Source organism: Nonomuraea sp. NPDC051298 (assembly GCF_055586305.1).
On record NZ_JBVJIM010000003.1, the window covers coordinates 417,204 to 442,635 of the forward strand.

Here is a 25,432-nt window from a genome sequence, read left to right on the forward strand (position 1 = left end):
GGCAGTTCCTCCCCAGGTAGCCCGCCGTAACTATTACTACAGCTCCGGCTTACCCAACCGAGGGGATTCGGAATCTCCTTTGCCGAAAGGAGAATCCGACGTGAAATTGGTCTGGACCTTTGCGGTCGGTTTTGCCTGCTCACGGGTAGACTTCGGACGAAGATAAGCGGAGGAAACACTCATGGCGGACAAGCCCACGAAAGGTCTGGCCGATGTCGTCGCGGCGTCCACCGCGCTGAGCGACATCGACGGAAAGGCCGGTCGCCTCTTCTACCGTGGATACGACATCCACGACCTGGCCGGTCGAGCGACGTTCGAGGAGACCGCACACCTGCTTCAGCGTGGCAAGCTGCCCACCCGCTCCCAGCTCGACGCCTACGGCGAGGAACTGGCGCGGGGCTGGGAGCTGGGCACCCTGGTGTCCGCGAACATCGCCGAGATCGCCGAGAAGCAGGAGCCCATGGAGGCGCTGCGTTCGCTGGTCTCGCTGTCGGGCGCGGACGATCCGGACAAGGACTCCACCGCCCCCGAGGCCAATCTGCGCAAGGCGGCCCGCCTGGTGGCCCAGCAGCCGCTGCTGGTCGCCCGCTACCAGGCCGCCCGCACCGGCGGCACCGCTGCCGAGCCCGATCCGTCGCTGAGCATCGCCGCGAACTTCCTGCTCCAGATCACCGGTCGCACTCCCGACCCCCGTGAGGTCGAGATCTTCGACGAGTGCCTGGTGCTGCACGCCGACCACACCATGAACGCCTCCACCTTCGCCGCCCGGGTCTGCGCCGCGACGCTTTCGGACATGCACTCCGCCATCGTCGCCGCCATCGGCACCCTGAAGGGCCCGCTGCACGGCGGGGCGAACGAGCAGGTCATGAAGACACTGGAGTCGTTGTCGCCGAGCGGCGTGGCCCAGGCCGTACGCGACAAGCTGGCCGCCGGCGAGAAGATCATGGGCTTCGGGCACCGCGTCTACAAGACCGAGGACCCGCGGGCGACCCACCTGCGCAGGATGTCGGCCGAACTCGGCGAGGCCACCGGCGACGACACGTACTACCGGATGTCGAAGGAGATGGAGGAGGTCGTCTTCGCGACAAAAGGTCTCTATCCGAACGTCGATTTCTACGCCGCCTCCGTCTACCACTACCTTGGCATCCCGACCGATCTGTTCACGCCGGTCTTCTCCGTCAGCCGTATGTCCGGGTGGACCGCTCACGTCATCGAGCAGCACGCGGACAACCGGTTGATCCGCCCCGACAGTGAGTACATCGGTGAGACCGACCAGAAGTGGAAGCCGATAGAAGAGCGTTGAGTGTTGAGCCGACAAGGGACTGACCGCGAGACCTGGGGGCCGTACCCGCTGATCCTGGTGGGTGCGGCCGTCGGCGTGCTCGTGATCTTCATCGCGGACCCGCGCTGGGGCGGGTTCGCCCTGGGCGCCGTCATCATGATCGCCGCCGCGCTGCGCTTCGCCGGCTACGGGGGGCAGCTCGCCCTCAGGGGCAAGAAGAGCGACGTCATCACGCTGTCCGCGTTCGGGTTCGTGATGGTGCTGACCTCGCTCCTGCTTTACAACAACGGGCTCAAGGCATTGATCCTGTCCCTTTTCGCCCCGTGACCGACCGGTCCGATAGCCTCAACGCATCCATTCATTGAAGGGGAACCATTCGCATGCCCAAGATCAAGGTGGAGGGCCCCGTCGTCGAGCTTGACGGCGACGAGATGACCCGGATCATCTGGCAGTTCATCAAGGACCAGTTGATCCTTCCCTACCTCGACGTCGACCTGAAGTACTACGACCTCGGCATCGAGCACCGAGACGCCACGGACGACCAGGTCACCATCGACGCCGCGAACGCCATCAGAAAGTACGGCGTCGGTGTGAAGTGCGCCACCATCACCCCTGACGAGGCGCGTGTCGAGGAGTTCGGCCTCAAGAAGATGTGGAAGTCCCCCAACGGGACCATCCGCAACATCCTCGGCGGCGTGATCTTCCGTGAGCCGATCATCATGTCCAACGTGCCGCGGCTCGTCCCCGGGTGGACCAAGCCGATCGTCGTCGGCCGTCACGCCTTCGGCGACCAGTACCGCGCCACCGACCTGAAGATCCCCGGCGAGGGCACGCTGACCCTGACGTACACCCCCAAGGACGGCTCCGAGCCGATCGAGCTCGACGTGTACGACTTCCCCGGCAGCGGCGTCGCGATGGCGATGTACAACCTCGACGAGTCGATCCGCGACTTCGCCCGCGCCTCCATGCGGTACGGCCTGAACCGCAACTACCCCGTCTACCTCTCCACGAAGAACACGATCCTCAAGGCGTACGACGGCCGCTTCAAGGACATCTTCGCCGAGGTCTACGAGAGCGAGTTCAAGGCCGACTTCGAGAAGGCCGGCCTGATCTACGAGCACCGCCTCATCGACGACATGGTCGCCGCGGCGCTGAAGTGGGAGGGCGGCTACGTCTGGGCCGCGAAGAACTACGACGGCGACGTCCAGTCCGACACGGTCGCCCAGGGCTTCGGCTCGCTCGGCCTGATGACCTCGGTGCTGATGACCCCCGACGGCCGCACCGTCGAGGCCGAGGCCGCGCACGGCACCGTGACCCGTCACTACCGCCAGCACCAGCAGGGCAAGCCCACCTCCACCAACCCCATCGCGTCGATCTTCGCGTGGACGCGTGGCCTGGCCCACCGGGGCAAGCTCGACGACACCCCCGCGGTGACCGACTTCGCCGCCAAGCTGGAGGAGGTCTGCGTCGAGACCGTCGAGGGCGGTCAGATGACCAAGGACCTCGCGCTCCTCGTCGGCGGCGACGCCAAGTGGCTCACCACGCAGGACTTCCTGGGGGCGCTCGACGAGAACCTCAAGAAGAAGATGTCGGCCTAGCCGTCGTCGCATACGGCCTCTACCTGCGGTTTCCGCGTATGGTAGGGGCCGTCTCGCATGCCGGGCCCACCTCTTGTGGGTTGTGGGCCGTCACAGGTCCCCTGCGGGGCCTGAGCGGGCCTTGAGCGGCTTGCGAGCGGGTCCGCGCAGGCTCGGAGCGGGTCCGAACGGGCTCGGAGCGGGCTCGGGGCGGGTGCCCGGCCGCTCGGTATGGCGGACGTCTTTTGGGCGTTTTCCACAAATGAGGCCGGGTAGCGTGCGCTGTCTGCGACATGCCGCTGACGGTCGGCAGAGGGCAGAGTGAAGATTGCCATGGGCCGCCGTGCCGCGTCGCGTGCGTCTCGTGGCCAGGTCGGCTCCACAGGGTTGGTCTGCAGAGGTAGGTCTACGGGGCCGGTCCATCGGGTCGGTCCAACGGGAGGGCTCGTTCGGGTGTTCAGTCGTGTCGCCATCGTCAACCGTGGTGAGGCCGCCATGCGGCTCATCCACGCCGTACGGGACCTCGCCGCGGAGACCGGGACGCGGATGGAGACCGTAGCCCTGTACACCGACGTCGACCGGACGGCCACGTTCGTCAGGGAAGCGGACGTGTCCTACTGCCTCGGTCCGGCCGCGGCGCGCCCGTACCTCGATCTGGAGGTGCTGGAGCGCGCGCTGGTGGAGACGGGGGCCGACGCCGCGTGGGTCGGCTGGGGCTTCGTCGCCGAGGACCCGGCCTTCGCGGAGCTGTGCGAGAGGATCGGCGTCACCTTCGTCGGGCCGAGCCCGGAGGCCATGCGCAGGCTCGGCGACAAGATCGGCTCGAAGCTGATCGCCGAGGAGGTCGGCGTGCCGGTCGCGCCGTGGAGCCGTGGCGCGGTCGAGACTCTTGAGGCCGCCGTGACGGTGGCGGGCGAGATCGGCTACCCACTGATGCTGAAGGCGACCGCGGGCGGCGGCGGGCGCGGCATCCGCGTGATCGCCGACGAGGCCGAGCTGGCCGACGCCTACGAGCGCACCAGGCAGGAGGCCGAGCGGGCGTTCGGCAGCGGCGTCGTGTTCCTGGAGCGCCTGGTCACCGGCGCCCGGCACGTCGAGGTCCAGGTGATCGCCGACGGTGCGGGCACCGCGTGGGCGCTCGGCGTACGCGACTGCTCGTTGCAGCGGCGCAACCAGAAGGTCGTCGAGGAGTCGGCCTCACCCGTGCTGAGCCCCGCGCAGGCGGCCGAGCTGAAGGCGTCGGCCGAACGGCTGGCCGTGGCGGTCGGCTACAGCGGCGCGGCGACCGTCGAGTTCCTCTACCACCCGGGCGACAAGCTGTTCGCGTTCCTGGAGGTCAACACCCGGCTGCAGGTCGAGCACCCGATCACCGAGTGCACCACCGGGTTCGACCTGGTCAAGGCACAGCTCCGGGTGGCCTCCGGCGGCCGGCTCGACGGCGTGCCGCCGGAGGAGCGCGGGCACGCCATCGAGGCCCGGCTGAACGCCGAGGACCCCGACAGGGACTTCGCGCCCGCCCCTGGCCGCATCGTCCGGCTCGACCTGCCCGCCGGGCCGGGGATCCGCGTCGACACCGGCGTCAGCGTGGGCGACACCATCCCCGCCGACTTCGACTCGATGATCGCGAAGATCATCGCCTACGGCCGCGACCGCGAGGAGGCGCTCGGCCGGCTGCGCCGGGCCATGGCGCAGACGACCGTGGTCATCGAGGGCGGCGCGACCAACAAGAGCTTCGTGCTCGACCTGCTCGACCAGCCCGAGGCGATCGACGCCAGCGCGGACACCGGCTGGATCGACCGCGTCCGCGGCGAGGGCAGGCTCGTCACGCACCGCCACTCCGGGGTCGCGCTGGCCGCCGCCGCCATCGAGGCGTACGAGGAGGAGGAGCGCGCCGAGCGGCAGCGGCTGCTGTCGACGGCGTTCGGCGGACGCCCGCAGGTGCAGCACAAGAGCAGCCGGCCGCTCGACCTCAAGCTGCGCGGCGTCGGCTACCGCGTACGGGTCGCGCGGGTCGGCGCGACCCGGTTCCGCGTCGGCGTCGAGACGGGAGACGGCCCGCGCACCGCCGACGTCGAGCTCGACCGCTTCGACCGGCACACCGGGCAGATCACCGTCAACGGCAGCCGATACCGCCTGCTCACCGGCGCGCACGGGCCCGTGCTCCTGGTCGAGGTGGACGGCGTGGCGCACCGGGTCGGCCGCGACGAGGGCGGCGTCGTCCGCTCGCCCGCCCCCGCGCTGGTCGTCGCCACGCCGCTGGAGGTGGGGGCCGAGGTCGAGGCGGGCGCTCCGGTGCTGGTGCTGGAGAGCATGAAGATGGAGACGGTGCTGCGGGCGCCGTTCAGGGCACGGCTGAAGGAATGCGCCGTGTCCGTGGGCAGCCAGGTGGAGACCGGTGCGCCGCTGCTGCGGCTGGAGCCGCTGGCCGACGCCGCCGCCGAGGCGGAGGAGAGCGCGGCCGCCGGGGCCGTACCGCTCGACCTGCCCGTCGCGCAGGCGGCGGTTCCCGCGTGGCGCCGGGCCACGCGCGGCCAGGAGGACCTGCGCGGCCTGCTGCTGGGCTTCGACCTCGACCCGCACGACGAACGCCGGGTGCTCGACGACTACCTCGCCGCGCGCCAGTCGGTCACCGAGACCGGTCACCGGCCGCTCGCCGAGGAGATCGCGCTCATCGAGGTGTTCGCCGACCTCGCCGAGCTGAGCCGCAACCGGCCGGCGGGCGACGACAGCGGCGGCGGCGGCGACGCGCACGTGCACAGCCCGCGCGAATACTTCCACACCTACCTGCAGAGCCTCGACGTCGAGCGGGCCGGGCTGCCGAAGACGTTCCAGGCCAGGCTGGCCAAGGTGCTCACGCACTACGGCGTCACCGAGCTGGAGCGCTCGGGCGAGCTGGAGTCCGCCGTCTTCCGGATCTTCCTGGCCCAGCAGCGCGCGTCCGCCGACGCCGCGATCGTCGCGACGTTGCTGCGCGCCTGGCTGCGGGAGCCGCCGCCGGACGAGGCGCTGCGCGAGCCCGCCGGCCTCGCGCTCGAACGCCTCCTCGCCGCCACGCAGGTCCGCTTCCCCGTCGTCTCCGACCTCGCCAGGGGCGTGGTGTACGCCTGGTTCGGCCAGCCGCTGCTGCGCCGCAACCGCGCCCGCGTCTACGCCAGCGTCCGCAGGCACCTGCGCCACCTCGACGCCCACCCCGACTCGCCCGACCGCGCCGAGCGCGTCGCCGAGATGGTACGCAGCACCGAGCCGCTGGTACGCCTGCTCGGCCAGCGCCTCGTCCGCGACCACCTGGACAACGCGATCATGCTGGAGGTGCTGACCAGGCGCTACTACGGCAACAAGGAGCTGGTCGCCGTCCGCACCAGCGAGGTCGCGGGCTGCACGTTCGTGATCGCCGAGCGGGCGGGCTCGTGCGTGGTCTCCACCGCCGTGAGCATCGAGACGCTGGGCGGCGCGCTGCGCGGGCTGGCCGAGCTGGCCGCGGGCGAGGAGGCCGTCGACGCCGACATCTACCTCCTCTGGGAAGGGCAGCCGGCGGACTCCGACGCGATGGCCGCCGCGCTGCACGAGGTCGTGAGCGCGCACCCGCTGCCCGGCCAGGTGCGCAGGATCACCGCCACCGTCGCAGGACGCGGCGGGGCGGTCATGCACCACCACTTCACCTTCCGCCCGGCGGAGACCGGGATGGCCGAGGAACGGCTGATCCGCGGCCTGCACCCGTACATCGCGCAGCGCATGCAGATGGAGCGGCTGAGCAAGTTCGACCTCACCCGGCTCCCGTCGTCGGACGAGGAGGTCTACCTCTTCCAGTGCGTGGCCAGGGAGAACCCGTCCGACGACCGCCTCGTCGCGTTCGCCCAGGTGCGCGACCTGACCGAGCTGCGTGAGCACGACGGCAGGCTGGTCGCGCTGCCCACGGCGGAGGACGCCGTCGCCGCCTGCGTCGACGCGATCCGCATCGCCCAGGCGCGGCGGCCGTCGAGACGCCTCAACACCAACCGCATCGTGGTCTACGTCTGGCCGCCCAGCAACATCACCCGGTCGGAGATCGAGATGATCGCCCGGCGCGTGCTGCCCGCGACCGCGGGCGCCGGGCTGGAGGAGACCCTGTTCATCGCCAGGCAGCGCGACAGGGAGACCGGCGAGCTGACCAAGATCGCCGTACGCATCGCGCTCGACGCCACCGGCGGCACCGAGCTGACCATCGGCGAGCCGTCGAACGAGCCCATCGAGCCGCTGGACGACTACCGCCAGAAGGTGCTGCGCGCGAGGAGCCGCAACACGGTCTACCCGTACGAGCTGACCGGCCTGCTCGGCGACTTCGTCGAGCACGACCTCGACGCCGGCCACGCGCTGGTCCCGGTCGACCGGCCGAAGGGGCGCAACACCGCCGCGCTCGTCGCGGGCGTGGTCACCACGCCGACCCCGCGGCACCCGGCGGGCGTCAGCAGGGTCGTGCTGCTCGGCGACCCGACGAAGTCGCTCGGCGCGCTGTCGGAGCCGGAGTGCCGGCGGGTGATCGCGGCGCTCGACCTGGCCGAGCGGATGCGGGTGCCGCTGGAGTGGTACGCGCTGTCCGCCGGCGCCCGCATCTCGATGGAGTCGGGCACCGAGAACATGGACTGGGTGGCCGCGGCGCTCAAGCGCATCGTGGAGTTCACCCAGGACGGCGGCGAGATCAACGTCGTGGTCGCGGGCATCAACGTCGGCGCGCAGCCGTACTGGAACGCCGAGGCGACCATGCTCATGCACACCAAGGGCATCCTGGTCATGACGCCCGACTCGGCGATGGTGCTCACCGGCAAGCAGTCGCTCGACTTCTCGGGCGGCGTGTCGGCCGAGGACAACTTCGGCATCGGCGGCTACGACCGGGTGATGGGCCCGAACGGGCAGGCCCACTACTGGGCCCCCAACCTGACCGCCGCCCGCGACGTGCTGATGGCGCACTACGACCACACCTACGTCGCACCCGGCGAGGACGCGCCCCGGCGGGCGATGACGACCGACCCCGTCGACCGCGACGTCACCGGCTTCCCGCACGCCCTGGAGGGCAGCGACTTCACCACCGTCGGCGAGATCTTCTCCAGCGCGTCGAACCCCGACCGCAAGAAGCCGTTCGACATCCGCACGGTGATGCGGGCGCTGTCCGACCAGGACCACATGGTGCTGGAGCGCTGGGCGGGCATGGCCGACGCGGAGACCGCGGTGGTGCAGGACGTGCACCTCGGCGGCATGCCCGTGTGCCTGCTCGGCATCGAGTCGCGTGCGGTCCCGCGGCGCGGCTTCCCGCCCACCGACGGCCCCGACACCTACACCGCGGGCACGCTGTTCCCGCGCTCGTCGAAGAAGGCCGCGCGGGCGATCAACGCGGCCAGCGGCAACCGGCCGCTGGTGGTGCTGGCGAACCTGTCGGGCTTCGACGGCTCGCCGGAGTCGATGCGCAAGCTCCAACTGGAGTACGGGGCGGAGATCGGCCGCGCGATCGTGAACTTCCGCGGGCCCATCGTGTTCTGCGTGATCTCGCGCTACCACGGCGGCGCGTTCGTGGTGTTCTCCAAGGCGCTGAACCCGAACATGACCGTGCTCGCGCTGGAGGGCTCGTTCGCCTCGGTGCTCGGCGGCGCGCCGGCCGCCGCGGTGGTGTTCTCCGGCGACGTCAACGCCCGTACCGCGGCCGACCCGCGGGTCCAGGAGCTGGAGGCCAGGGTCGCGGCGGCCTCGGGCGCCGGCCGGGCGGCGTTGACCGCGGAGCTGGACGAGCTGCGGTCGTCGGTCCGCGCGGAGAAGCTGGGCGAGGTGGCCGCGGAGTTCGACCGGGTGCACGACATCCGGCGGGCGGTCGAGGTCGGCTCCGTCGACGCCGTCATCCGCGCCGCCGAACTCCGTCCGCGGATCATCGAGGCCATCGAGTCCGGCCTGCGCCAGAAGTAGGGCGCCATCCCCTCGGCGTGACGTCCGGGGCGGCCCTCGTCGTACGGGGCCGCCTCCAGGACGCACGCCGTCCAGGGCGTGGAGGGCCGCTGCGGCGGCGTTTTCCCATGTCTTGACGATCTCGCGGCGTGGCACAGTTGATCACCTGGGTATGAGCCCCCTCGCAACAGTCGTACGTGTCTCGGGGGGTTAGGATGCGACTGCGAATTTTGAGTGGGCTGGGGGCGCTCACCACCGCCGCCATCCTGACGGGCTGCGGCTCTCAGTCCGACACCGCCAAGCTGACGGACAACAAGGTCGACGCCGCGGCCAGGCTCAAGGCGACCCACGCCGCCAAGGTGAAGGCCGCCGCGAGCGTCAAGGCGAACGAGCTGGGGCAGATCCCGGTGCTCATGTTCCACCGCATCGTGGCCAAGCCGCAGACGACGGACGACCGGTCGCCGCAGCAGTTCAGGACCGACCTGGAGCGGCTGGTCCGGGAGGACTACGTGCCGATCACCGCCGCCGAGATGGTGGCCGGCAAGATCGACATCCCGGCCGGGAAGCATCCCGTGGTGCTGACGTTCGACGACTCGTCCCCGTCCCAGCTCACCCTGAACGAGATGGGCGTCCCGCAGAAGGACACCGCGGTGGCGATACTCAAGGAGGTGGCCGCCGCGCACCCGGGCTGGAAGCCGAAGGCCACGTTCTACGTGACGCGCGACATGTTCGGCAAGACCGTCCGCGAGGAGCAGGCGCAGACGCTGCTCTGGCTCAAGGACAACGGCTTCGAGATCGGCAACCACACCCGCGACCACCTCAACCTGCGCGGCCGCTCGGAGAAGGAGGTCGAGGAGCAGATCGGCTCGATCGGCAAGGAGATCGCCGCCCTGTCCTACATCAAGCCCACCACCATCGCCCTGCCGTACGGCAACCAGCCGAGCAAGAAGGACTGGGCGCTGCGCGGCAAGGACTACCACCACCTGGGCGCCTTCCTGGCCGGTTACACGCCCGCGGCGGCGCCGTTCAGCAAGGCGTTCGACCCGGCGGGGATCCCGCGGATCAAGGTCATGGAGAAGAAGGGCGACTGCGCCCAGTTCTGCTCGGAGGCCTGGCTGGACTGGCTCAAGAACAACCCGGACATGCGTTACACGTCCGACGGCGACGTGCGCACGGTGGCCTATCCGAAGTTCAAGGCCCCGTACCTGCGTAAGGCGTTCACCACGTGGAGCCTGCCCTACTGAGCGCGCCTCGTCCGGGCGGGATCAGGGCTTGTCGGCGAAGGTCAGGCCCGCCCGGTGCAGGCGGTCGATCAGCGGCCGTCCCATCGCCGAGGCCGTCGTGAGCTGCCCGGCCAGGTCGGGGACGGCGTCGAAGGCCAGGCAGAGGGCCGACTCGGCGAGCATCTTGGCCGACTCGTCGTAGCCGGGGTCGCCGCCCGCCACCTCCGTGACCACGCGCTCGCCCCCGCCCTCGCCCAGGAACGTGACCTTGAACCAGTTCCTGGCCCGCCGCTCCTGCGACGGACCCTCGCCTGGTCCGAGGCGGCCCTCGGCCCAGCGGCGCGCGGGCGGGACCTGGGCGAGCGCCGCGAGCAGGCCCACGCCGGCCACCGTCGCCAGCGCCGCGGGAAGGGTACGGACCGCGTAGTGCTGCCGGTAGGTGAAGTCGGGGCCGTAGCGGTCGAGCAGCCGGGCGGAGTAGCCGACGATCAGCGGGTCGATGGTGGGCATCGGCAGGGCCCAGCCGCCCACGTGACGCAGGCCGCCGGGCAGGGAGCTGACCCTGCGTCCCCGGGGCCTGGGCTCGGCGGAACGGCGCTGCGTGCCCTGCCCCACCGTCTCCCGGGCACGGCCGAGCGCGGACAGCACGGTGGCCAGCGTGCCGCCCGACGGCCGCCCGTTCCCCCGTACGAAGCCGCTGACCTTGAGCGGGACGCCCTCAGGGAGCCGGGTGACGGTGTACAGGACGCCGAGGTCGTACGGGATGGAGTCGAAGCCACAGGCGTGCACGAGCTTGGCCCCGCTCCTCGCCGCCCGGTCGTGGTGGCGGACGTACACGCGGTCCACGAACTCGGGCTCGCCCGTGAGGTCGAGGTAGTGGGTGCCCGCGTCGGCGCAGGCGGCGACGAGCGGCTCGCCGTGCCGGACGTACGGGCCGACGGTGGTAGCCAGCACCCGCGTACGGCGGGCGAGGTCCGCCAGCGAGGCCGGGTCGGCGGCGTCGGCGACCAGGACCGGCACGTCCAGCCCGAGCCGCTCCACCAGCCGTTCGAGCTTGGCCCGGTCGCGCCCGGCCACCGCCCACCGGGCGCCGGGACCGGCCGCGCGGGCGAGGTAGGCGGCCGTGAGCGCGCCGGTGAACCCGGTGGCGCCGAAGAGCACGATGTCGTGGGGGCGATCCATGATCAGAGCCTCCCGGCTCGCGTCCCGGGGGCGCAAGTGCCCGGTGCCGGCGCCGAAAGAGGCGAACCCGTGACGTGCCTAAGCCTCAACCGATTCCTGAGAAGTTGCTGAGCGTCGTAAAGTTTGCGTCGATGGGTTCTGTACACGTGGGGATGACGTATGCCGCAGATCTCGCCGCTGGTCACCGGCGATCCCACCGAGCTGGGGTCCTTCCGGCTGTCCGGACGGATCGGGGAGGGCGGCCAGGGGATCGTCTATCTGGGGGTCAACGACCAGGATGAGCGGGCCGCGATCAAGCTCCTGCACGTCAAGTTCAGCGGTGACACGATCGCCAGGTCGCGCTTCGCCCGAGAGCTGAAGGCGGCGCAGCGGGTCGCGTCGTTCTGCACCGCCCGGGTCATGGAGGCCGATCTCGACGGCGACACGCCGTACATCGCCAGCGAGTACATCGACGGCCGGCCGCTGCGGGAGGTCATCGAGACCGACGGGCCGCTCACCGGCACGGTGCTCGACCGGCTGGCCATCGGCACCGCCACCGCGCTCACCGCGATCCACCACGCCTCGATCGTGCATCGCGACTTCAAGCCCGACAACGTGCTGATCGCCGCCGACGGGCCGCGCGTGGTCGACTTCGGGATCGCCCGCATCATCGACTCCACCGGCACGATCACCAGCCGGGCGATCGGCACCCCCGCCTACATGGCGCCCGAGCAGATCGCCGGCGACGACATCGGCCCCTACACCGACGTGTTCTCGTGGGGCGCCACCATCACCTTCGCGGCCACGGGGACGGTCGCCTTCGAGGGCAAGTCGATCGCGGTCGTGCTCAACCGGATCCTCAACCACGAGGTCGACGTCGGCATGATGCACGAGCCGCTGCGCAGCGTGGTGCGCTCCGCGCTGGCCAAGTCGCCGGCCGAGCGGCCCTCCGCCGACCAGATCCTGCTGCGGCTGCTGGGGCAGTCGTCCACGGTGAACGCCTCCACGGCGGTGCTCACCCGGGGCGTCCAGTTGGCCGGTGACGACACCACGCCGTTCACCAGGGTGTCGGCCGGGTCGATCACCGACCAGCCGGGCCGGCGGGGCTCGTCCGTGGTGCCGCCGTCGCCGTCGCAGACCGGTGGCACGGGCGGGGCGACGGCCGGACAGGGCGGCGGGGCCCCGCAGGAGCACCGTACGACCGGGCAGCCCGCGACGGGCCACCAGACGGGCCACCAGACGGGCGGCCAGCACACGACGGGCCACACGGCCGGGCACCAGGCCGTCGAGCACCACGTGACCGGTCAGGACACCGCTACGGGGCCGAGCGGCCCCGGCCATCCCGCCGCGACGGCGCCGCCCGGCGGGGTGCCGTACCCGGCGACCGAGTCCGGCGCCCCCGCGCGCCGCAGGCGGCTGAAGGTGTGGCTGACGCTGCTGACCGCGCTGGTGCTGACCGCCGTCACGGTGATCACGCTGTTAGTGAACGGCTGGCGTCCCGTGACCTTCGGCGGCATGGTCGACCCGACCACCGACCCGGTGGAGCCCGAGCCGAGCTTCGCGACGGTGGTGGACAAGGTCGCCCGCACCGGGAAGATCGTGATCGGCGTCAAGGGCGACCTGCCGGGCGTCGCGCTGCAGAACGGCGACGACTTCCAGGGCTTCGACGTCGAGATCGCCAAACGCATCGCGGAGGGGCTGGGGGCCACGGACGTCTCCTTCGTCAGGGTGGGCCGCGACGACCGGGCCACCTCCCTGGCGGACGGCCTGGTCGACCTGGTGGTGGCCACCTACTCGATCGACAAGAGCGAGATCCAGTTCGCCGGGCCCTACTACCTGGCGCACCAGGACGTCCTGGTGCGGGCGGGCGGCGGCGTGGAGAAGCTCGGCGACCTGAAGGGCAAGAAGATCTGCGCGCCCAACAGCCCGTCGGTCGGCGCGGTCCAGGACCGGGTGAAGGTCGAGCCGTACGCCGCCAGCGACTACGCCGCCTGCATGGACCTGCTCAGGTCCGGCGAGGTGGACGCGGTGCCGGGCGACGACCTCATCCTGGCCGGGTTCGCGGCCAGGGAGAACGCCCGCTACAAGATCCTCGGGGCCAGGCTCACCAACGAGCGCTACGCGGTCGGGATCAAGGACGGCGACGTGAAGACCTGCAAGGCGGTGTCCGGCGTGATCGCCGACCTCTACGCCACAGGGGCCGTCCAGAAGCTGCTGACCAGCCAGTTCGGGAACGTGGACTTCGAGGAGGAGCTGAAGGTGCCCGCGATGGAAAATTGCTGATGACATGCGGGTAACATCCCCAACGTCAATGATTCACGCTGCGAGTTAGGGGAAGGCCATGGCGTCGTCAGCCACTGCGCCCGTCAAGGTGCCCGTCAATGTGACCGTCACCGGAGCCGCCGGCCAGATCGGCTACGCGTTGCTGTTCCGCATCGCGTCGGGGCAGCTCCTCGGCGCCGACACACCGGTCAAGCTCAGGCTGCTGGAGATCCCCGCCGCGGTGAAGGCGGCCGAGGGCACGGCGATGGAGCTGGACGACTGCGCGTTCCCGCTGCTGTCCGGCATCGAGATCACCGACGACCCCGCCGTCGCCTTCGCCGGCGCGAACGTCGCGCTGCTGGTCGGCGCGATGCCGCGGAAGGCCGGGATGGAGCGCGGCGACCTGCTCGGCGCCAACGGCGGGATCTTCGGCCCGCAGGGCAAGGCGATCAACGACCACGCCGCCGACGACATCAAGGTCCTGGTCGTGGGCAACCCGGCCAACACCAACGCGCTCATCGCCCAGCGGAACGCGCCCGACGTGCCGGCCGACCGCTTCACCGCGATGACCAGGCTCGACCACAACCGCGCGCTGTCCCAGCTCGCCGCCAAGCTCCAGGTCCCGGTCACCGAGATCAAGAAGATGACGATCTGGGGCAACCACTCCGCCACCCAGTACCCCGACCTGTTCCACGCGGAGGTGGGCGGCAAGGTCGCGGCCGAGCAGGTCGACGCCGAGTGGCTGCGTGAGACCTTCATCCCGACGGTGGCCAAGCGCGGCGCCGCCATCATCGAGGCGCGCGGCGCCTCCTCGGCGGCCTCGGCCGCCAACGCGGCGATCGACCACGTCCACGACTGGGTCAACGGCACCGAGTGGACCTCCGCGGCCGTGGTCTCCGACGGCTCCTACGGCGTGCCCGAGGGCCTCATCTCGTCCTTCCCGGTACGCGCGGCGAACGGCACGTTCGAGATCATCCAGGGCCTCGAGATCGACGCCTTCTCCCGCGAGCGCATCGACGCCAGCGTGCGCGAGCTGGAGGAGGAGCGCCAGGCGGTCAGCGACCTCGGCCTCATCTGAGCACGCCGCTCCGCGCCCCCTCTCGTCGAGGCGGGGGCGCGTCGGCGTTCATGGGGCCACCTCTGGACAGTGCGGCGTCGCCTCTCCTGGGAACCCGTGCGGGCAGGACGTCGGTTGCCCGGCGGGCGCGGGCTGGGGGGTCGCGAAGATCACGCCGGCCGCGGCCAGGAGGCTGCCCACCACGATCAGCGCGCCGAAGCCCAGCTTCGTGACCCTTGGTGAAAAGCTCCTCACATTTCGGTATCCCAGCACACATTTCCTCGCCGCAGGGCTCATTTGCCAGAAAGCGCTCCCCAGGCGTCGGAAACGATGTCGTGCAGCGACGCCCGCTCGGCCTTCCACCCCAGGTCGCGCTGGATCCTGGCGGACGAGGCCACCAGCACGGCCGGATCGCCGGGACGCCGGTCGCCGACCACGGCCGGGATCTCGTGCCCGGTGACCTCGCGGCAGACCGAGATCACCTCCTGCACGGAGAAGCCGGTGCCGTTGCCCAGGTTGTAGACCTTGTGCTCGCCGGGCGTGGTGGCCTCCAGGGCCAGCAGATGGGCCCTGGCCAGGTCGGCGACGTGGATGTAGTCGCGGACGCAGCTGCCGTCGGGCGTGGGGTAGTCGGTGCCGAACACGCTCACCGACTCGCGCTCGCCGGTCGCGACCTTGAGCACGTTCGGGATGAGGTGGGTCTCGACGGTGTGCCGCTCGCGGTAGCGGCCGTAGGCGCCGGCCACGTTGAAGTAGCGCAGGCTCACCGCGCCCAGGCCGCGCTGCCCGGCGTACGCGCTGAGCGCGGTGTCCACGGCCAGCTTGGTGGCGCCGTACGGGTTGGTCGGCCGGGTCGGGTCGCCCTCCTCGATCGGGGAGCGCTCCGGCTCGCCGTACGTGGCCGCCGTCGAGGAGAACACGATCCGGTCCACCCCGTGCTCGCGCATCGCGTCGAGCAGCGCCAGCGTGCCGCCCAGGTTGTTGGCCCAGTAGAGGTCCGGCTGCTGCACCGACTCGCCCACCAGCGACTTGGCCGCGAAGTGCAGCACCGCGTGCACGCCGTCGAGCGCCTGCCCCGCCTCGGTGATGCCCGCTCGGACGAACCTGGCGCCCTCCGGCACGGCGTCCTTATGCCCGGTCGACAGGTCGTCGAGTACGGTCACTTCGTGCCCGGCCTCGATGAGCTGGGCCGCGACCACACTGCCGATGTACCCGGCCCCTCCGGTGACCAAGAGCTTCATGTGTACTCCTGTGTAAATATGTTTGATTTTGTACGGCTTGCCGTTCAGCATACGCGGGAAAACCCACGAGTACGCTGCCAACCACCATGTTTGACACCCTCGCGGCGAACATCGCCCTGGTCCTGCTGTTCATTCTGATCGGGGGCTTCTTCGCCGCCGCCGAGATGGCGATGGTCTCCCTGCGGGAGAGCCAGGTCCGCAAGCTCTCGCGGCGCGGCCGGCGCGGCGAGCGCGTGGCCAAGCTGGCCCGCGACCCCAACAGGTTCCTGTCGGCCGTGCAGATCGGCGTGACCGTGGCCACCATGCTGTCGGCCGCCTTCGGCGCCGACCGGCTGGGCGCGCAGTTCACGCCCGCGCTGGAGCACTGGGGGGTGCCGAGGGGCGTGGCGCCCGTGCTCGCGCTCGTGCTCGTGACGCTGGCGATCTCGTACGTGTCGCTGGTGCTCGGGGAACTGGCGCCCAAGCGGCTGGCGTTGCAGCGGGCCGAGGGGCTCTCGCTGTTCGTGGCCCCGTTCCTCGACCGGATCGCCTCTCTGTCGCGGCCGATCATCTGGATGTTGTCCAAGTCCACCGACGGCGTGGTCAGGCTGCTCGGCGGCAACCCGGCGGCCGACAGGGAGGAGGTCACCACCGAGGAGCTGCGCGACATGGTGGTCGGGCACACCGACCTGACCGCCGACGAGCGCAAGCTCATCGGCGAGGTCTTCGCCGCCGGGAAGCGGCAGCTCAGGGAGGTGATGCTGCCGCGTACGGAGGTGGAGTTCATGGAGGCCGACACGCCGCTGGACCAGGCCGCCCGGCTGGCCGCCGCGCTCCCGCACTCCCGCTTCCCGGTCTACCGCGAGTCGTACGACGAGGTGGTGGGCTTCGTGCACGTACGCGACCTGCTGGCGCCGGAGCTGGCCGGGCGTACCGAGCCGATGAGCGCGGTCGTCCCGATCCGGGCCGCCAAGTTCGTGCCCGCCTCCAAACGCCTGCTCAGCACGCTCAACGAGATGCGCGACGAGGGCCAGCACCTGGCAATCGTGGTCGACGAGTACGGCGGCACGGCCGGCATCGTCACCATGGAGGACCTCGTCGAAGAGCTGATCGGCGACATCAGGGACGAGTACGACGTCGAGGAGGACGTCGTCGTCCTGCCCGCGGGCGAGATCGAGATCGACGGCCTGACGAACCTCAACGACTTCGCCACCGAGACCGGCATCCGCCTGCCCGACGGCCCCTACGAGACGCTGGCGGGCTTCGTCATGGCCATGCTGGGGCACGTGCCCGCGGTGGGGGAGCGGGTGGAGTTCTCCGGCTTCGAGCTGACCGTGACCGAGCTGGACGGCCGGCGGATCGCCAGGGTCAGGGTGAAACGCCGTCCGGTCGTCGAGTCGCCCCCCGAGCTGGATTCCTGACACAATTGCCAGCTATGGCCAGACCTCGTGTACTCTCCGGCATCCAGCCCACGGCAGACTCCTTCCACCTGGGCAACTACCTGGGTGCGGTCCGCCAGTGGGTCACCCTGCAGGAGACCCACGACGCGTTCTACTGCGTGGTCGATCTGCACGCGATCACGGTGCCGACCGAGCCCGCCGCGCTGCGCCGCCGCAGTCGTGTCGCCGCGGCCCAGCTCTTCGCCGCCGGGCTCGACCCCGAGCGGTCCACCGTCTTCGTGCAGTCGCACGTACGCGAGCACACCGAGCTGGCCTGGATCCTGATCTGCCTCACCGGCATGGGCGAGGCGGCCAGGATGACCCAGTTCAAGGACAAGTCGGCCAAGTTCGGGGAGAGCGCGGCCAGCGTCGGCCTGTTCACCTACCCGATCCTGCAGGCCGCCGACATCCTGATCTACCAGGCCGATCGGGTGCCGGTCGGGGCCGACCAGAAGCAGCACCTCGAGCTCACGCGCGACCTGGGCCAGCGCTTCAACCACCGGTTCGGTGACACGTTCACGCTGCCGGAGCCGTACATCCTCAAGGAGGTCGAGAAGATCACCGACCTCCAGGACCCGACGGCGAAGATGTCGAAGTCGTCCTCCAGCCCGGCGGGCATCCTCGACGTGCTGGAGCAGCCAGGGCCGCTGCGCAAGAAGGTCATGCGGGCGGTCACCGACACCGGCTCCGAGGTGCTCTTCGACGAGGAGAACAAGCCCGGCATCTCCAACCTGCTGCGCATCCAGTCCGCGCTGACCGGCACGTCCATCCCCGAGCTGGTGACCCGCTACGAGGGGCAGGGCTACGGCACGTTCAAGAAGGACGTGGCGGAGGCCGTGGTCGAGGCGTTCTCGCCGATCCGGGAGCGCACGGAGAAGCTGCTGTCCGACGAGGCCGAGCTCGACCGCCTGCTGGCGATCGGCGCCGAGCGCGCGTCGGCGGTGGCCAGGGAGACCATGGCGCAGGTGCGCGACAGGGTGGGCTTCCTGCCCAGGCTCTGACGTCCCGAGGTTCGTGGGCCGGGCACGCCTCGGGGCGTGTCCGGCCCTTCTCGCCTCGGTGGTCCCGCTCAGCTCCCGCGGGTCACCCGGTGCACGCGCAGGATGGCGCGCAGGGCCGCCAGGCTGGGCCTGGTGAGCCGGGTCTTGTCGTGGACGGCCGTCCAGCCGGAACGGTCTCGTTCGAAGGACCACCCAGGGAACTCGCGGGTGGCCTCCTCCATCAGACGTTCCATGACGAACTCAGCACTGGGCGCTCTGGTCATGAACGCAGAGTGGCATCCAGATGCCTGAGTGTGACGAACTCGGGCGCAGGAACTCCATGTTCGCCGCGCCCGAACTCTGAGTTCGCCCACGGGGCGGCTCCGGTGGGGTGCTCGCACGCGGGGCTCAGATGGGGATGTCGTGCCGTTCGGCGAGATGGCGCACCTCGGGGGCCCACGACGGCCGTGCCCGCCGCGCCAGCGACCTGACCATCTCCCGCAGCAGCAGCTTGTGGTCCAGCTCCTCAGGGCTCTCCCGCTCGATGCGCAGCAGGTGGAGCAGGCTGGCGGCGTCGTCGCCGAGGTCCTCGCAGGCGCGGGCCACCTGGGCGAGGTGCGTGGTGCGCCGCTCGATGGACGGCGTGCGACGCAGGTCGATGTCGTCGGCGATGTGCAGCACCGCCTCGGGGTGGCCGGTGTCGTTCTCGATGCTGGCCATGTGGATGGCGACGTTGGTGGGGCCGAAGAAGGCCAGGTCGTAGACGTCCGAGCCGTCCTGGACGCGTTCGGCGAGCCGGGCGGCGGGGCCGCGTACCCGCTCCTTGGCCTGGTCGTCGTCGCCCATGCGGGCCTCGGCGATCGCGGCGAGCAGGTGCAGCGCGCCGAGCGCCTTGATGTGGCGGTCGTCGCCGTCCCTGACATGCGGCTCCAGGAATTCGAGGCCGCGCCGCGCGACATCGTAGGCGATCTGGTGCATGTCGTCGGACAGCATCGACTGCCCCAGGTTCCAGTGCGCCCACGCGATCATCAGCGGGTCGGCCGACTCCTCGGCGAAGCGCATCGCCCGGTCGGCCGCGAGGTGGGCCAGGTCCACCCGCCGCAGGTGCTTCAGCACCCCCCTGGCCAGCAGGTACGCGTCCGTCGCCACGATGAGGGCCCGCGGCGTGGGCGCCAGCGCCAGGCTCTCGGCGCCGGTGATCAGCGACGGCAGCGCGCTCATGAGGATCGAGTAGCGCCGGGCCGAGGTGAACCAGGCGTTGCGCGCGGCCGTCACCCGTTCGGCGAGCTGGTCGGCGTCGGGCGGCTCGATGTCGGTCACCAGCGAACGGCACGTGAACAGGGCCCGCTCGATGTCGCTGATCTGCGGCCTGCTGGGCTCGTGGGAGTCGCGCGGGGTCTCTCCTAACAGCACCGCGGTACGCACGCCGAGCACTTTGGCGATCTCCCGCAGGAGGGGGAGTGAGGGGGTTCGCTTGCCGTGCTCGATCAGCTCGATGTGCCTGGGGGTGCAGCCGGACTGTGTGGCCAGCGCGGTGGTGCTCATGCCCCGCCGCTCGCGCTGAAGCCTGACCATCTGCCCGGTGCTGATTTCGGCCATGGGCCTGACGCCTCCTGGATCGGTCGCAACACCCCACAGGCTAGGGCTCTCGAAGTCCGCCTGTACTGGTTTCCGCCCTGCTCAGAGAGTACGAGGAGGGGAGCGGAGAGTTGCTGACAGAGCAGGCAATCCGAGCGTTGCTCGCATTTCCGGTCAGACCATTGGCGTGAACAGCCCGTCCCCTCGGACCCCGGCCGACAGATGACGCCGCGCCGGGCGCGGCGGGCGGTCGCGCCACCACGGCCGGGCGACGTCGTGATCGTCGTTCCTGGCTCAGGGTAGGAGGTCCCCGGGAAGTGGGTGTGATGGCGAGCTTGACGGAACGCGTCGCGTCGGTGAGGGCCTGGGGCCGTGCCGGGCTGGAGCGCTGGCGGGTCCGCAGGCCGTCGCTCGACCATCTGCTCAGAGCGGTCCGGCGCTACGAGGTCCAGTCGGGTGACCGGCTGGCGGGTGCGGTGACCTACTTCGCGTTCCTCTCGTTCTTCCCGCTGGTGGCGCTGTCGTACGCGGTGCTCGGGTTCATGGTGGCGACCAGCGAGACCACCCGGCACGCCCTGCAGACGGCCATCGAGGAACGACTGCCGGGCATCGCGGCCCAGCTCCCCCTCGAGAACATCGCCAGGACCAAGGAGACCGCCGGGATCATCGGCCTGCTCGGCCTCCTCTACGCCGGGCTCGGCGCGCTCGACGTCCTGCGCGGGGCGCTGCGCGAGATGTCGATGACCACCGCGCCGCCGTTCGGCTTCGTGCTCGGCAAGCTGCGCGACCTGGCCTCGCTGATCCTGCTCGGCGTGACGGCGATCAGCTCCGTGCTGGTCGCCGGGTTCGCCACGACCGCCACGGACAAGGTCATGGACGTCGTGCTCGGCGGCGGGTCCGTGCTGGGCAACCTGGGGCTTCGTGCGCTGGGGGTCGCGGCGAGCGTGGGGGCCGACTGGGTGCTGTTCGTGATCCTGCTGGGCTGGGTGGCCGGGGCGCTCCGGCCGTTCCGGGTGATCGCCAAGGGGGCGCTGCTGGGCGCGCTCGGGTTCGGGGTGCTCAAGCAGGTGGCGACGCTGCTGCTGGCGACCACGCTGGGCAACCCGCTCTACGGCACGTTCGCCGTGATCGTCGGGCTGCTCGTCTGGATCAACTTCTCGGCCAGGCTCGTGCTCTTCGTGGCCGCCTGGACGGCGACCGCCGGTCTCGGCCCGCCACCGTCCCCGTCACCGCTCCCGCCGTCACCGCCGTCAGGTGCTTGAGCGGCGGCGTCTGCGGCGGATGCCGAACCCGAGCCAGAGCAGCCCGAACAGCAGCCCCCCGCCGATCACCAGCGAGCCGACCATCCTGGTGTCGTCGGTCTGCTTGGCGGCGGCGGCGCCGAGCAGCGGCGGCTGCGCGGCGGGCGTGACCGAGGCCCCGCCGGACGCGCCAGGCGCGGGCGTGCCCCCCGGACGCTGCTGGGACGCCGCCGACCCGCCGGCCGGGAGCGGGTCCACGAGCTGTCCGACCGGGGTGACCTTGCCCCGTACCGAGAAGCCCCAGTCGAGCAGCGAGGCCACCTCGTCCCAGAAGAAGCCCTCGTGCCGCATGATGCTCACCACGATCGTGTGGCCGCCGCGGGTGGCCGCGCCGACGAAGCTGGCCTGGGCCTTGGTCGTGTAGCCGTTCTTGACGCCGACCATGCCCTCGTAGCGCCAGAGCAGCTTGTTGTGGTTGCTGATCTCGTAGTGGCCCTTGGGCGCCGGGAACTTGGCGGTCTTCGTGCTGATGTAGCGCTTGAAGTCGGGATTGGCCAGGCCGGCGCGGGCGATCAGCGCCAGGTCGTACGCGGAGCTGCTCTGTCCTGGCTCGTCCAGCCCGCTGGGCGTCTTGGCCACGGTGTCGTACGCCTGCAGCCGCTTGGCCTCGGCGTTCATGTCACTCATGGTCTTGGGGACGCCGCCGTTCGTCTCGGCCAGCGCCATGGCGGCGTCGTTGCCCGACGACATCATCAGCGCCTTGAACAGGTCCTCGACCTTGTACGTCACCTTGGGCGTCAGCCCGACCGCGCTGCCCTCCTGGTTGCAGGCGTTCTGGCTGGGCCGGACCTTGCGCTCCTTGTCGAGCTTCTGGATGAGCGTGAGCGCGGTCAGCGTCTTGAGCGTGCTGGCGGGCAGGTAACGCCCGTGCGCGTCCTTCGCGGCGAGCACCTGACCCGTGTCGACGTCCGCGATGACGTACGAAGTAGCCTTGCTCTTGGGCGGCTTTTTGACGCCTTCGGGGGCGACCAGGCCGCGGCTGCCCAGCGCCTTGCCGCCGACCGGCGTCGTCGGTTCGGCGTGTGCGGTCGCGCCGGTGAGCGTGACCGAGGCGATGAGTGCCGTGACCGGCACGAGTTTCGTCCACATGGCGATCTCAGAGTAGCTCCGTGTTAATGCCCATGTGGCGACACATCCCCCGATGATCCACCTTCGATGCTAGAGAGGCACATGTGTCACGAAAGATCGCCGGATTCCTCATCATCCTGGGCGCATTCATGATCTTCGAGTGGGTGAACCTCGGGTTTAACTTGGCCGACGGGCATCCGACCAGCTTCTACGTGGTGCACGGCATCCTGATCGCGGTGAACATCGTCCTCGCCGTCGTACTGGCGATCATCGGCTGGCGGGGCCTGCGCGAGTCGTCGGTCAAGGGCCGCAGAGGAGACGCCGGGTAAGAGCGTGCAGCTCGTCGGCCTCCTCGCGGGAGTCGCCGATCGAGGTGAAGCCCAGCTTGCCGTGCTCAGGGATGGCGCCGAGCAGGTGGAACACGTTGCCGGTACGCGTCCCCGAGTCGAACCCGATCCCGAGCCGCTCGGCCGTCCGCATCACCTCGCCGGGGGCCCGCCCGCGCAGGCAGGCGGCGGCGCAGTTGTCGGTCGCGGTGTAGTACTTCGGCTGGTCGCCGGACATGAGCAGACCGGTGGCCGGATCGTACGTGGCCCCGGTCGTCAGCATGGCCGCGCCCAACGGGTGCGTGGTGCCGCCGATCCGCAGGTTGATCTCGCAGAGCAGGGCCGCGTACCCGGCGTCGGCCTTCAGCGCGAAGAAGTCCATCCCGAAGACGCCGACCACGCCCCGCTCCGCGAGCACCTGCGCGATCCGGCCGGCCGAGGCCCCCACCTCGGCACGGTACTCGGGGGCGGCCGGGAACGTGCAGCCCTGGTAGACGTGCCCGTTGGGGCCGCCGAGCACCTGGTCGTGCGTGGCCATGACCTGCGCGTGCCCGCCGGGCGTGATCCGCGCCAGCGCGCTCGGGTAGTAGAGCGGGTGGTGCTCGATGAACTCCTCGACCACGGCGCCCCGCTCGCGGATCTTCGCGGTGAAGCTGCCCCAGGTCTCACCCGCCGCGGAGAAGCTGGTCAGCGACCTGTCGGTCTTCGTGACGATCGCGTTGCCGAGCCCCGAGTATCCGTCGTTCAGCTTGACGATCACCCGTTCGCCCGGCAGCGCCTCGATGGCCTCCTCGATCTGCAGCGCCGAGTGCACGTCGGCGAAACCGCGCGGCATCGGCACCTCGGCCTCGTGTCCCACCTCGCGGGAGCCGCTCTTGGAGCCGTAATAGGAAAGGGACGTCGCGGGCCCGTAGAGGGGAATGCCGAGCAGCGAGGCGAGTTCCTCCTCCAACTCGCTCAGCACGAACGGCACCAGCCAAGCGTCGCCGTCGATCGCCGAACGTAACCGCTCGACGGCGTCGGGACGGTCGAGCAGGGCCCTGGTCAACGGCTGAGACCAGGGGTCGTCGAGGCTGATCAGCGTCAGGCGCTTGGCGGCGTCGTCCGGATCCGGCAGGAACGAGAAGTAGTAGTCGACGATGTCGGGGTCGATCGGCGCGGAGGTGAGGTAGACCACCTTGACCCTGGGTTCTCGCAGCGTGAGCAGCAAGAACAGCATGCGTTCCTCGTACGATCTGGCTCCCGTGATCCGGCGGAGCTCATCCTGCGGAAGGGAGAGCGAGGGCACGACCACCAGGGTCCCCTCGCCCGGCTCGAAGATGCTCAACCCAGCATACTTCTCCCCGAACGGGATATTAGTGATCATATAGCGAGTGAAGCACGCATTCTTCTCAAATGCAGCCATCGTCAAAGTGTGATGACCATGGCGGAAGGTGACAGGATTCGGAATCGCTGACCACGTTTGAACTGGCAGCATCGGGTCACGATCTCCTGATCCCTTCGGACTATTTCCGGGTCACCCGCGCAGGTCCGGAGCACCGAAACCCGAGGTTACGGCCAGGCCGTCGGCTATCTTTTTGGTTAGTAGAGGTTCTGCGGGTCAGCGGAGAGATAGAGTCGAGTAACCGTCGGGGCGCCCATGGGGCTTACCGGTCTTGGCGTTCTGCCCGACACTCGGCTCGTCTGCAGTCACACCCTTGCCTGGGCCTGAGTGTGCATTCGTCGAAAGCGCTCACGCGTGCGCATGGCCGGGCTCGCAGGGCGGGGTATGGCCCGAAGTCGAATGCGTGAGGATGGAAGACATTGGACATGTTGTCGGTCGCGGCACAAGAGCCCTCCCCGAGGGCTGCGGCGGGGCGCGATCTCGTAGGACAGCTCGATGTCTTCCTCGGCAAGGCGGAGGAGGAGCTGATCGCCTTCCGTCGTGACCTGCACATGCACCCCGAGGTGGCCTTCAGCGAGCACCGCACCACGGAGAAGATCGCCGAACGCCTGGTCGACGCGGGCCTGACGCCCCACTTTCTGAGCCGGGGCACCGGGCTGTGGGCCGACATCGGGGGTGAGGGCGGCCCGACCGTGGCGTTGCGCGCCGACATCGACGCCCTGCCGATGGAAGACGAGAAGAACGTTCCCTACCGCTCGCGCAACCGCGGGGTCTGCCACGCGTGCGGGCACGACGCGCACACGTCCGTCGTCCTGGGCGTCGGCCTCTTCCTGGCCGAGCAGGCGCGGCTCGGCGCGCTGCCGGGCCGGGTCCGGCTGATCTTCCAGCCGGCCGAGGAGATCGCGGCCGGCGCGCTGGAGGTCATGCGCGACGGCGGGCTGTCCGGCGTCGACCGCATCTTCGCCCTGCACTGCGACCCGCGCATCGAGGTCGGGCACGTCGGGCTCCGCGTGGGCCCGATCACCGGCTCCTGCGACCACCTGCAGATCAACGTGAGCGGGCCCGGCGGCCACACCGCCCGCCCGCACCTCACCGCCGACCTCGTCTTCGCGCTCAGCAAGATCGTCACCGAGGTGCCCGCCGCGCTGTCCCGCCGCGTCGACCCGCGCTCCAGCCTGAGCCTGGTGTGGGGGCAGATCGCCGCGGGCTCGGCCTTCAACACCATCCCCGGCGAGGGCTTCCTGCAGGGCACCGTGCGCTCGCTCGACGAGGCGGCCTGGCACCAGGCCCCCGGCCTCATCAAGGACCTGGTCGAGGCGGTCGCCGCCCCCTACGGGATCATGACCGACCTCGACTACCGCCGCGGCACGCCGCCCACGGTCAACGAGGCCGGCAGCATCGAGATGCTCAACAACGCGATCACCCAGGCGTTCGGCAGCGCCGCCGCGGTCCCCACGCCGCAGAGCCTCGGCGGCGAGGACTTCTCCTGGTACGTCGACTCCGTCCCCGGCGCGCTGGCCCGGCTCGGCACCGGCGTCCCCGGCGAGACGGCGGTCGACATCCACCACCCGGCCTTCGACATCGACGAGCGGGCGATCGCCGTGGGGGTGCGCACGCTGGCCACCACCACGTTCGGCGCGCTGTGGGAGGGCGCCCAGTTGTGAGCC

At 70.4% G+C, this 25,432-nt stretch carries 18 protein-coding genes; 12 read left to right on the forward strand and 6 right to left on the reverse strand.

Translation table 11 applies throughout. The features are described from left to right. The first annotated feature begins 181 nt into the window (after positions 1-181). From ACZ6S0_RS12065 to ACZ6S0_RS12085, 5 genes are all read left to right on the forward strand, one after another. The gene (locus tag ACZ6S0_RS12065) at positions 182-1,303 is read left to right on the forward strand and encodes a citrate/2-methylcitrate synthase (protein ID WP_465915753.1); all 1,122 of its coding nucleotides are present in this window, start codon (positions 182-184) and stop codon (positions 1,301-1,303) included. A gap of 3 nt (positions 1,304-1,306) precedes the next feature. Then, positions 1,307-1,609, forward strand: a complete 303-nt coding sequence (locus ACZ6S0_RS12070; protein ID WP_344896687.1) for a DUF3017 domain-containing protein — start codon at positions 1,307-1,309, stop codon at positions 1,607-1,609. A gap of 53 nt (positions 1,610-1,662) precedes the next feature. Further along, positions 1,663-2,880 carry an NADP-dependent isocitrate dehydrogenase gene (locus ACZ6S0_RS12075; RefSeq protein WP_465915754.1) on the forward strand — a complete coding sequence of 406 codons (1,218 nt, stop codon included), beginning with the start codon at positions 1,663-1,665 and terminating at the stop codon, positions 2,878-2,880. Positions 2,881-3,312: 432 nt separating this feature from the next. Continuing rightward, a complete protein-coding gene (locus ACZ6S0_RS12080) occupies positions 3,313-8,787 on the forward strand; it encodes an ATP-binding protein (protein ID WP_465915755.1) in 5,475 nt (1,824 codons plus the stop codon). A gap of 194 nt (positions 8,788-8,981) precedes the next feature. Further along, the gene (locus ACZ6S0_RS12085; protein WP_465915756.1) at positions 8,982-10,010 is read left to right on the forward strand and encodes a polysaccharide deacetylase family protein; all 1,029 of its coding nucleotides are present in this window, start codon (positions 8,982-8,984) and stop codon (positions 10,008-10,010) included. 21 nt (positions 10,011-10,031) lie between these two features. Here the strand turns inward: ACZ6S0_RS12085 and ACZ6S0_RS12090 are convergent, their stop codons facing one another. Next, positions 10,032-11,171 (reverse strand): saccharopine dehydrogenase family protein, encoded by a 1,140-nt coding sequence (locus tag ACZ6S0_RS12090; protein ID WP_465915757.1) that lies wholly within the window; start codon positions 11,169-11,171, stop codon positions 10,032-10,034. Between the two features lie 159 nt (positions 11,172-11,330). Between ACZ6S0_RS12090 and ACZ6S0_RS12095 the strand changes: the two genes are divergently transcribed. Both ACZ6S0_RS12095 and ACZ6S0_RS12100 read left to right on the forward strand, forming a co-directional pair. Continuing rightward, positions 11,331-13,433, forward strand: coding sequence for a serine/threonine-protein kinase (locus ACZ6S0_RS12095; RefSeq protein ID WP_465915758.1), 2,103 nt, complete (start codon positions 11,331-11,333; stop codon positions 13,431-13,433). Between the two features lie 58 nt (positions 13,434-13,491). Beyond that, the gene (locus tag ACZ6S0_RS12100; protein ID WP_465915759.1) at positions 13,492-14,490 is read left to right on the forward strand and encodes a malate dehydrogenase; all 999 of its coding nucleotides are present in this window, start codon (positions 13,492-13,494) and stop codon (positions 14,488-14,490) included. Positions 14,491-14,762: 272 nt separating this feature from the next. On the opposite strand, the gene galE is transcribed toward ACZ6S0_RS12100, so the two are convergent. Further along, entirely contained in the window at positions 14,763-15,710 is a 948-nt protein-coding gene (gene galE / locus ACZ6S0_RS12105) for a UDP-glucose 4-epimerase GalE (RefSeq protein ID WP_465915760.1), read from the reverse strand. Positions 15,711-15,796: 86 nt separating this feature from the next. Here galE and ACZ6S0_RS12110 point away from each other — a divergent pair, with 86 nt between their 5' ends. Then, the gene (locus tag ACZ6S0_RS12110; protein ID WP_465915761.1) at positions 15,797-17,110 is read left to right on the forward strand and encodes a hemolysin family protein; all 1,314 of its coding nucleotides are present in this window, start codon (positions 15,797-15,799) and stop codon (positions 17,108-17,110) included. A 14-nt stretch (positions 17,111-17,124) separates the two neighbouring features. After that, complete coding sequence (gene trpS / locus ACZ6S0_RS12115; protein WP_465915762.1) at positions 17,125-18,129, forward strand: tryptophan--tRNA ligase; 1,005 nt, start codon at positions 17,125-17,127, stop codon at positions 18,127-18,129. Between the two features lie 68 nt (positions 18,130-18,197). On the opposite strand, the gene ACZ6S0_RS12120 is transcribed toward trpS, so the two are convergent. Together ACZ6S0_RS12120 and ACZ6S0_RS12125 are read right to left on the reverse strand one after the other, a co-directional pair. Then, complete coding sequence (locus ACZ6S0_RS12120) at positions 18,198-18,392, reverse strand: hypothetical protein (protein ID WP_465915763.1); 195 nt, start codon at positions 18,390-18,392, stop codon at positions 18,198-18,200. Positions 18,393-18,516: 124 nt separating this feature from the next. Continuing rightward, positions 18,517-19,707, reverse strand: a complete 1,191-nt coding sequence (locus ACZ6S0_RS12125) for a helix-turn-helix domain-containing protein (RefSeq protein WP_465915764.1) — start codon at positions 19,705-19,707, stop codon at positions 18,517-18,519. 305 nt (positions 19,708-20,012) lie between these two features. Between ACZ6S0_RS12125 and ACZ6S0_RS12130 the strand changes: the two genes are divergently transcribed. Next, positions 20,013-20,948, forward strand: coding sequence for a YihY/virulence factor BrkB family protein (locus ACZ6S0_RS12130; protein ID WP_465915765.1), 936 nt, complete (start codon positions 20,013-20,015; stop codon positions 20,946-20,948). On the opposite strand, the gene ACZ6S0_RS12135 is transcribed toward ACZ6S0_RS12130, so the two are convergent. After that, complete coding sequence (locus ACZ6S0_RS12135) at positions 20,937-22,076, reverse strand: D-alanyl-D-alanine carboxypeptidase family protein (RefSeq protein WP_465915766.1); 1,140 nt, start codon at positions 22,074-22,076, stop codon at positions 20,937-20,939. The genes ACZ6S0_RS12130 and ACZ6S0_RS12135 overlap by 12 nt on opposite strands. An 83-nt stretch (positions 22,077-22,159) precedes the next feature. Here ACZ6S0_RS12135 and ACZ6S0_RS12140 point away from each other — a divergent pair, with 83 nt between their 5' ends. Beyond that, the gene (locus ACZ6S0_RS12140) at positions 22,160-22,384 is read left to right on the forward strand and encodes an SCO4848 family membrane protein (protein WP_465915767.1); all 225 of its coding nucleotides are present in this window, start codon (positions 22,160-22,162) and stop codon (positions 22,382-22,384) included. Here the strand turns inward: ACZ6S0_RS12140 and ACZ6S0_RS12145 are convergent. Next, positions 22,356-23,708, reverse strand: coding sequence for a peptide ligase PGM1-related protein (locus tag ACZ6S0_RS12145; protein WP_465915768.1), 1,353 nt, complete (start codon positions 23,706-23,708; stop codon positions 22,356-22,358). The genes ACZ6S0_RS12140 and ACZ6S0_RS12145 overlap by 29 nt on opposite strands. Positions 23,709-24,190: 482 nt before the next feature. On the opposite strand from ACZ6S0_RS12145, the gene ACZ6S0_RS12150 reads away from it, so the two are divergent. Continuing rightward, complete coding sequence (locus tag ACZ6S0_RS12150; protein ID WP_465916136.1) at positions 24,191-25,429, forward strand: amidohydrolase; 1,239 nt, start codon at positions 24,191-24,193, stop codon at positions 25,427-25,429. Positions 25,430-25,432: the final 3 nt, after the last annotated feature.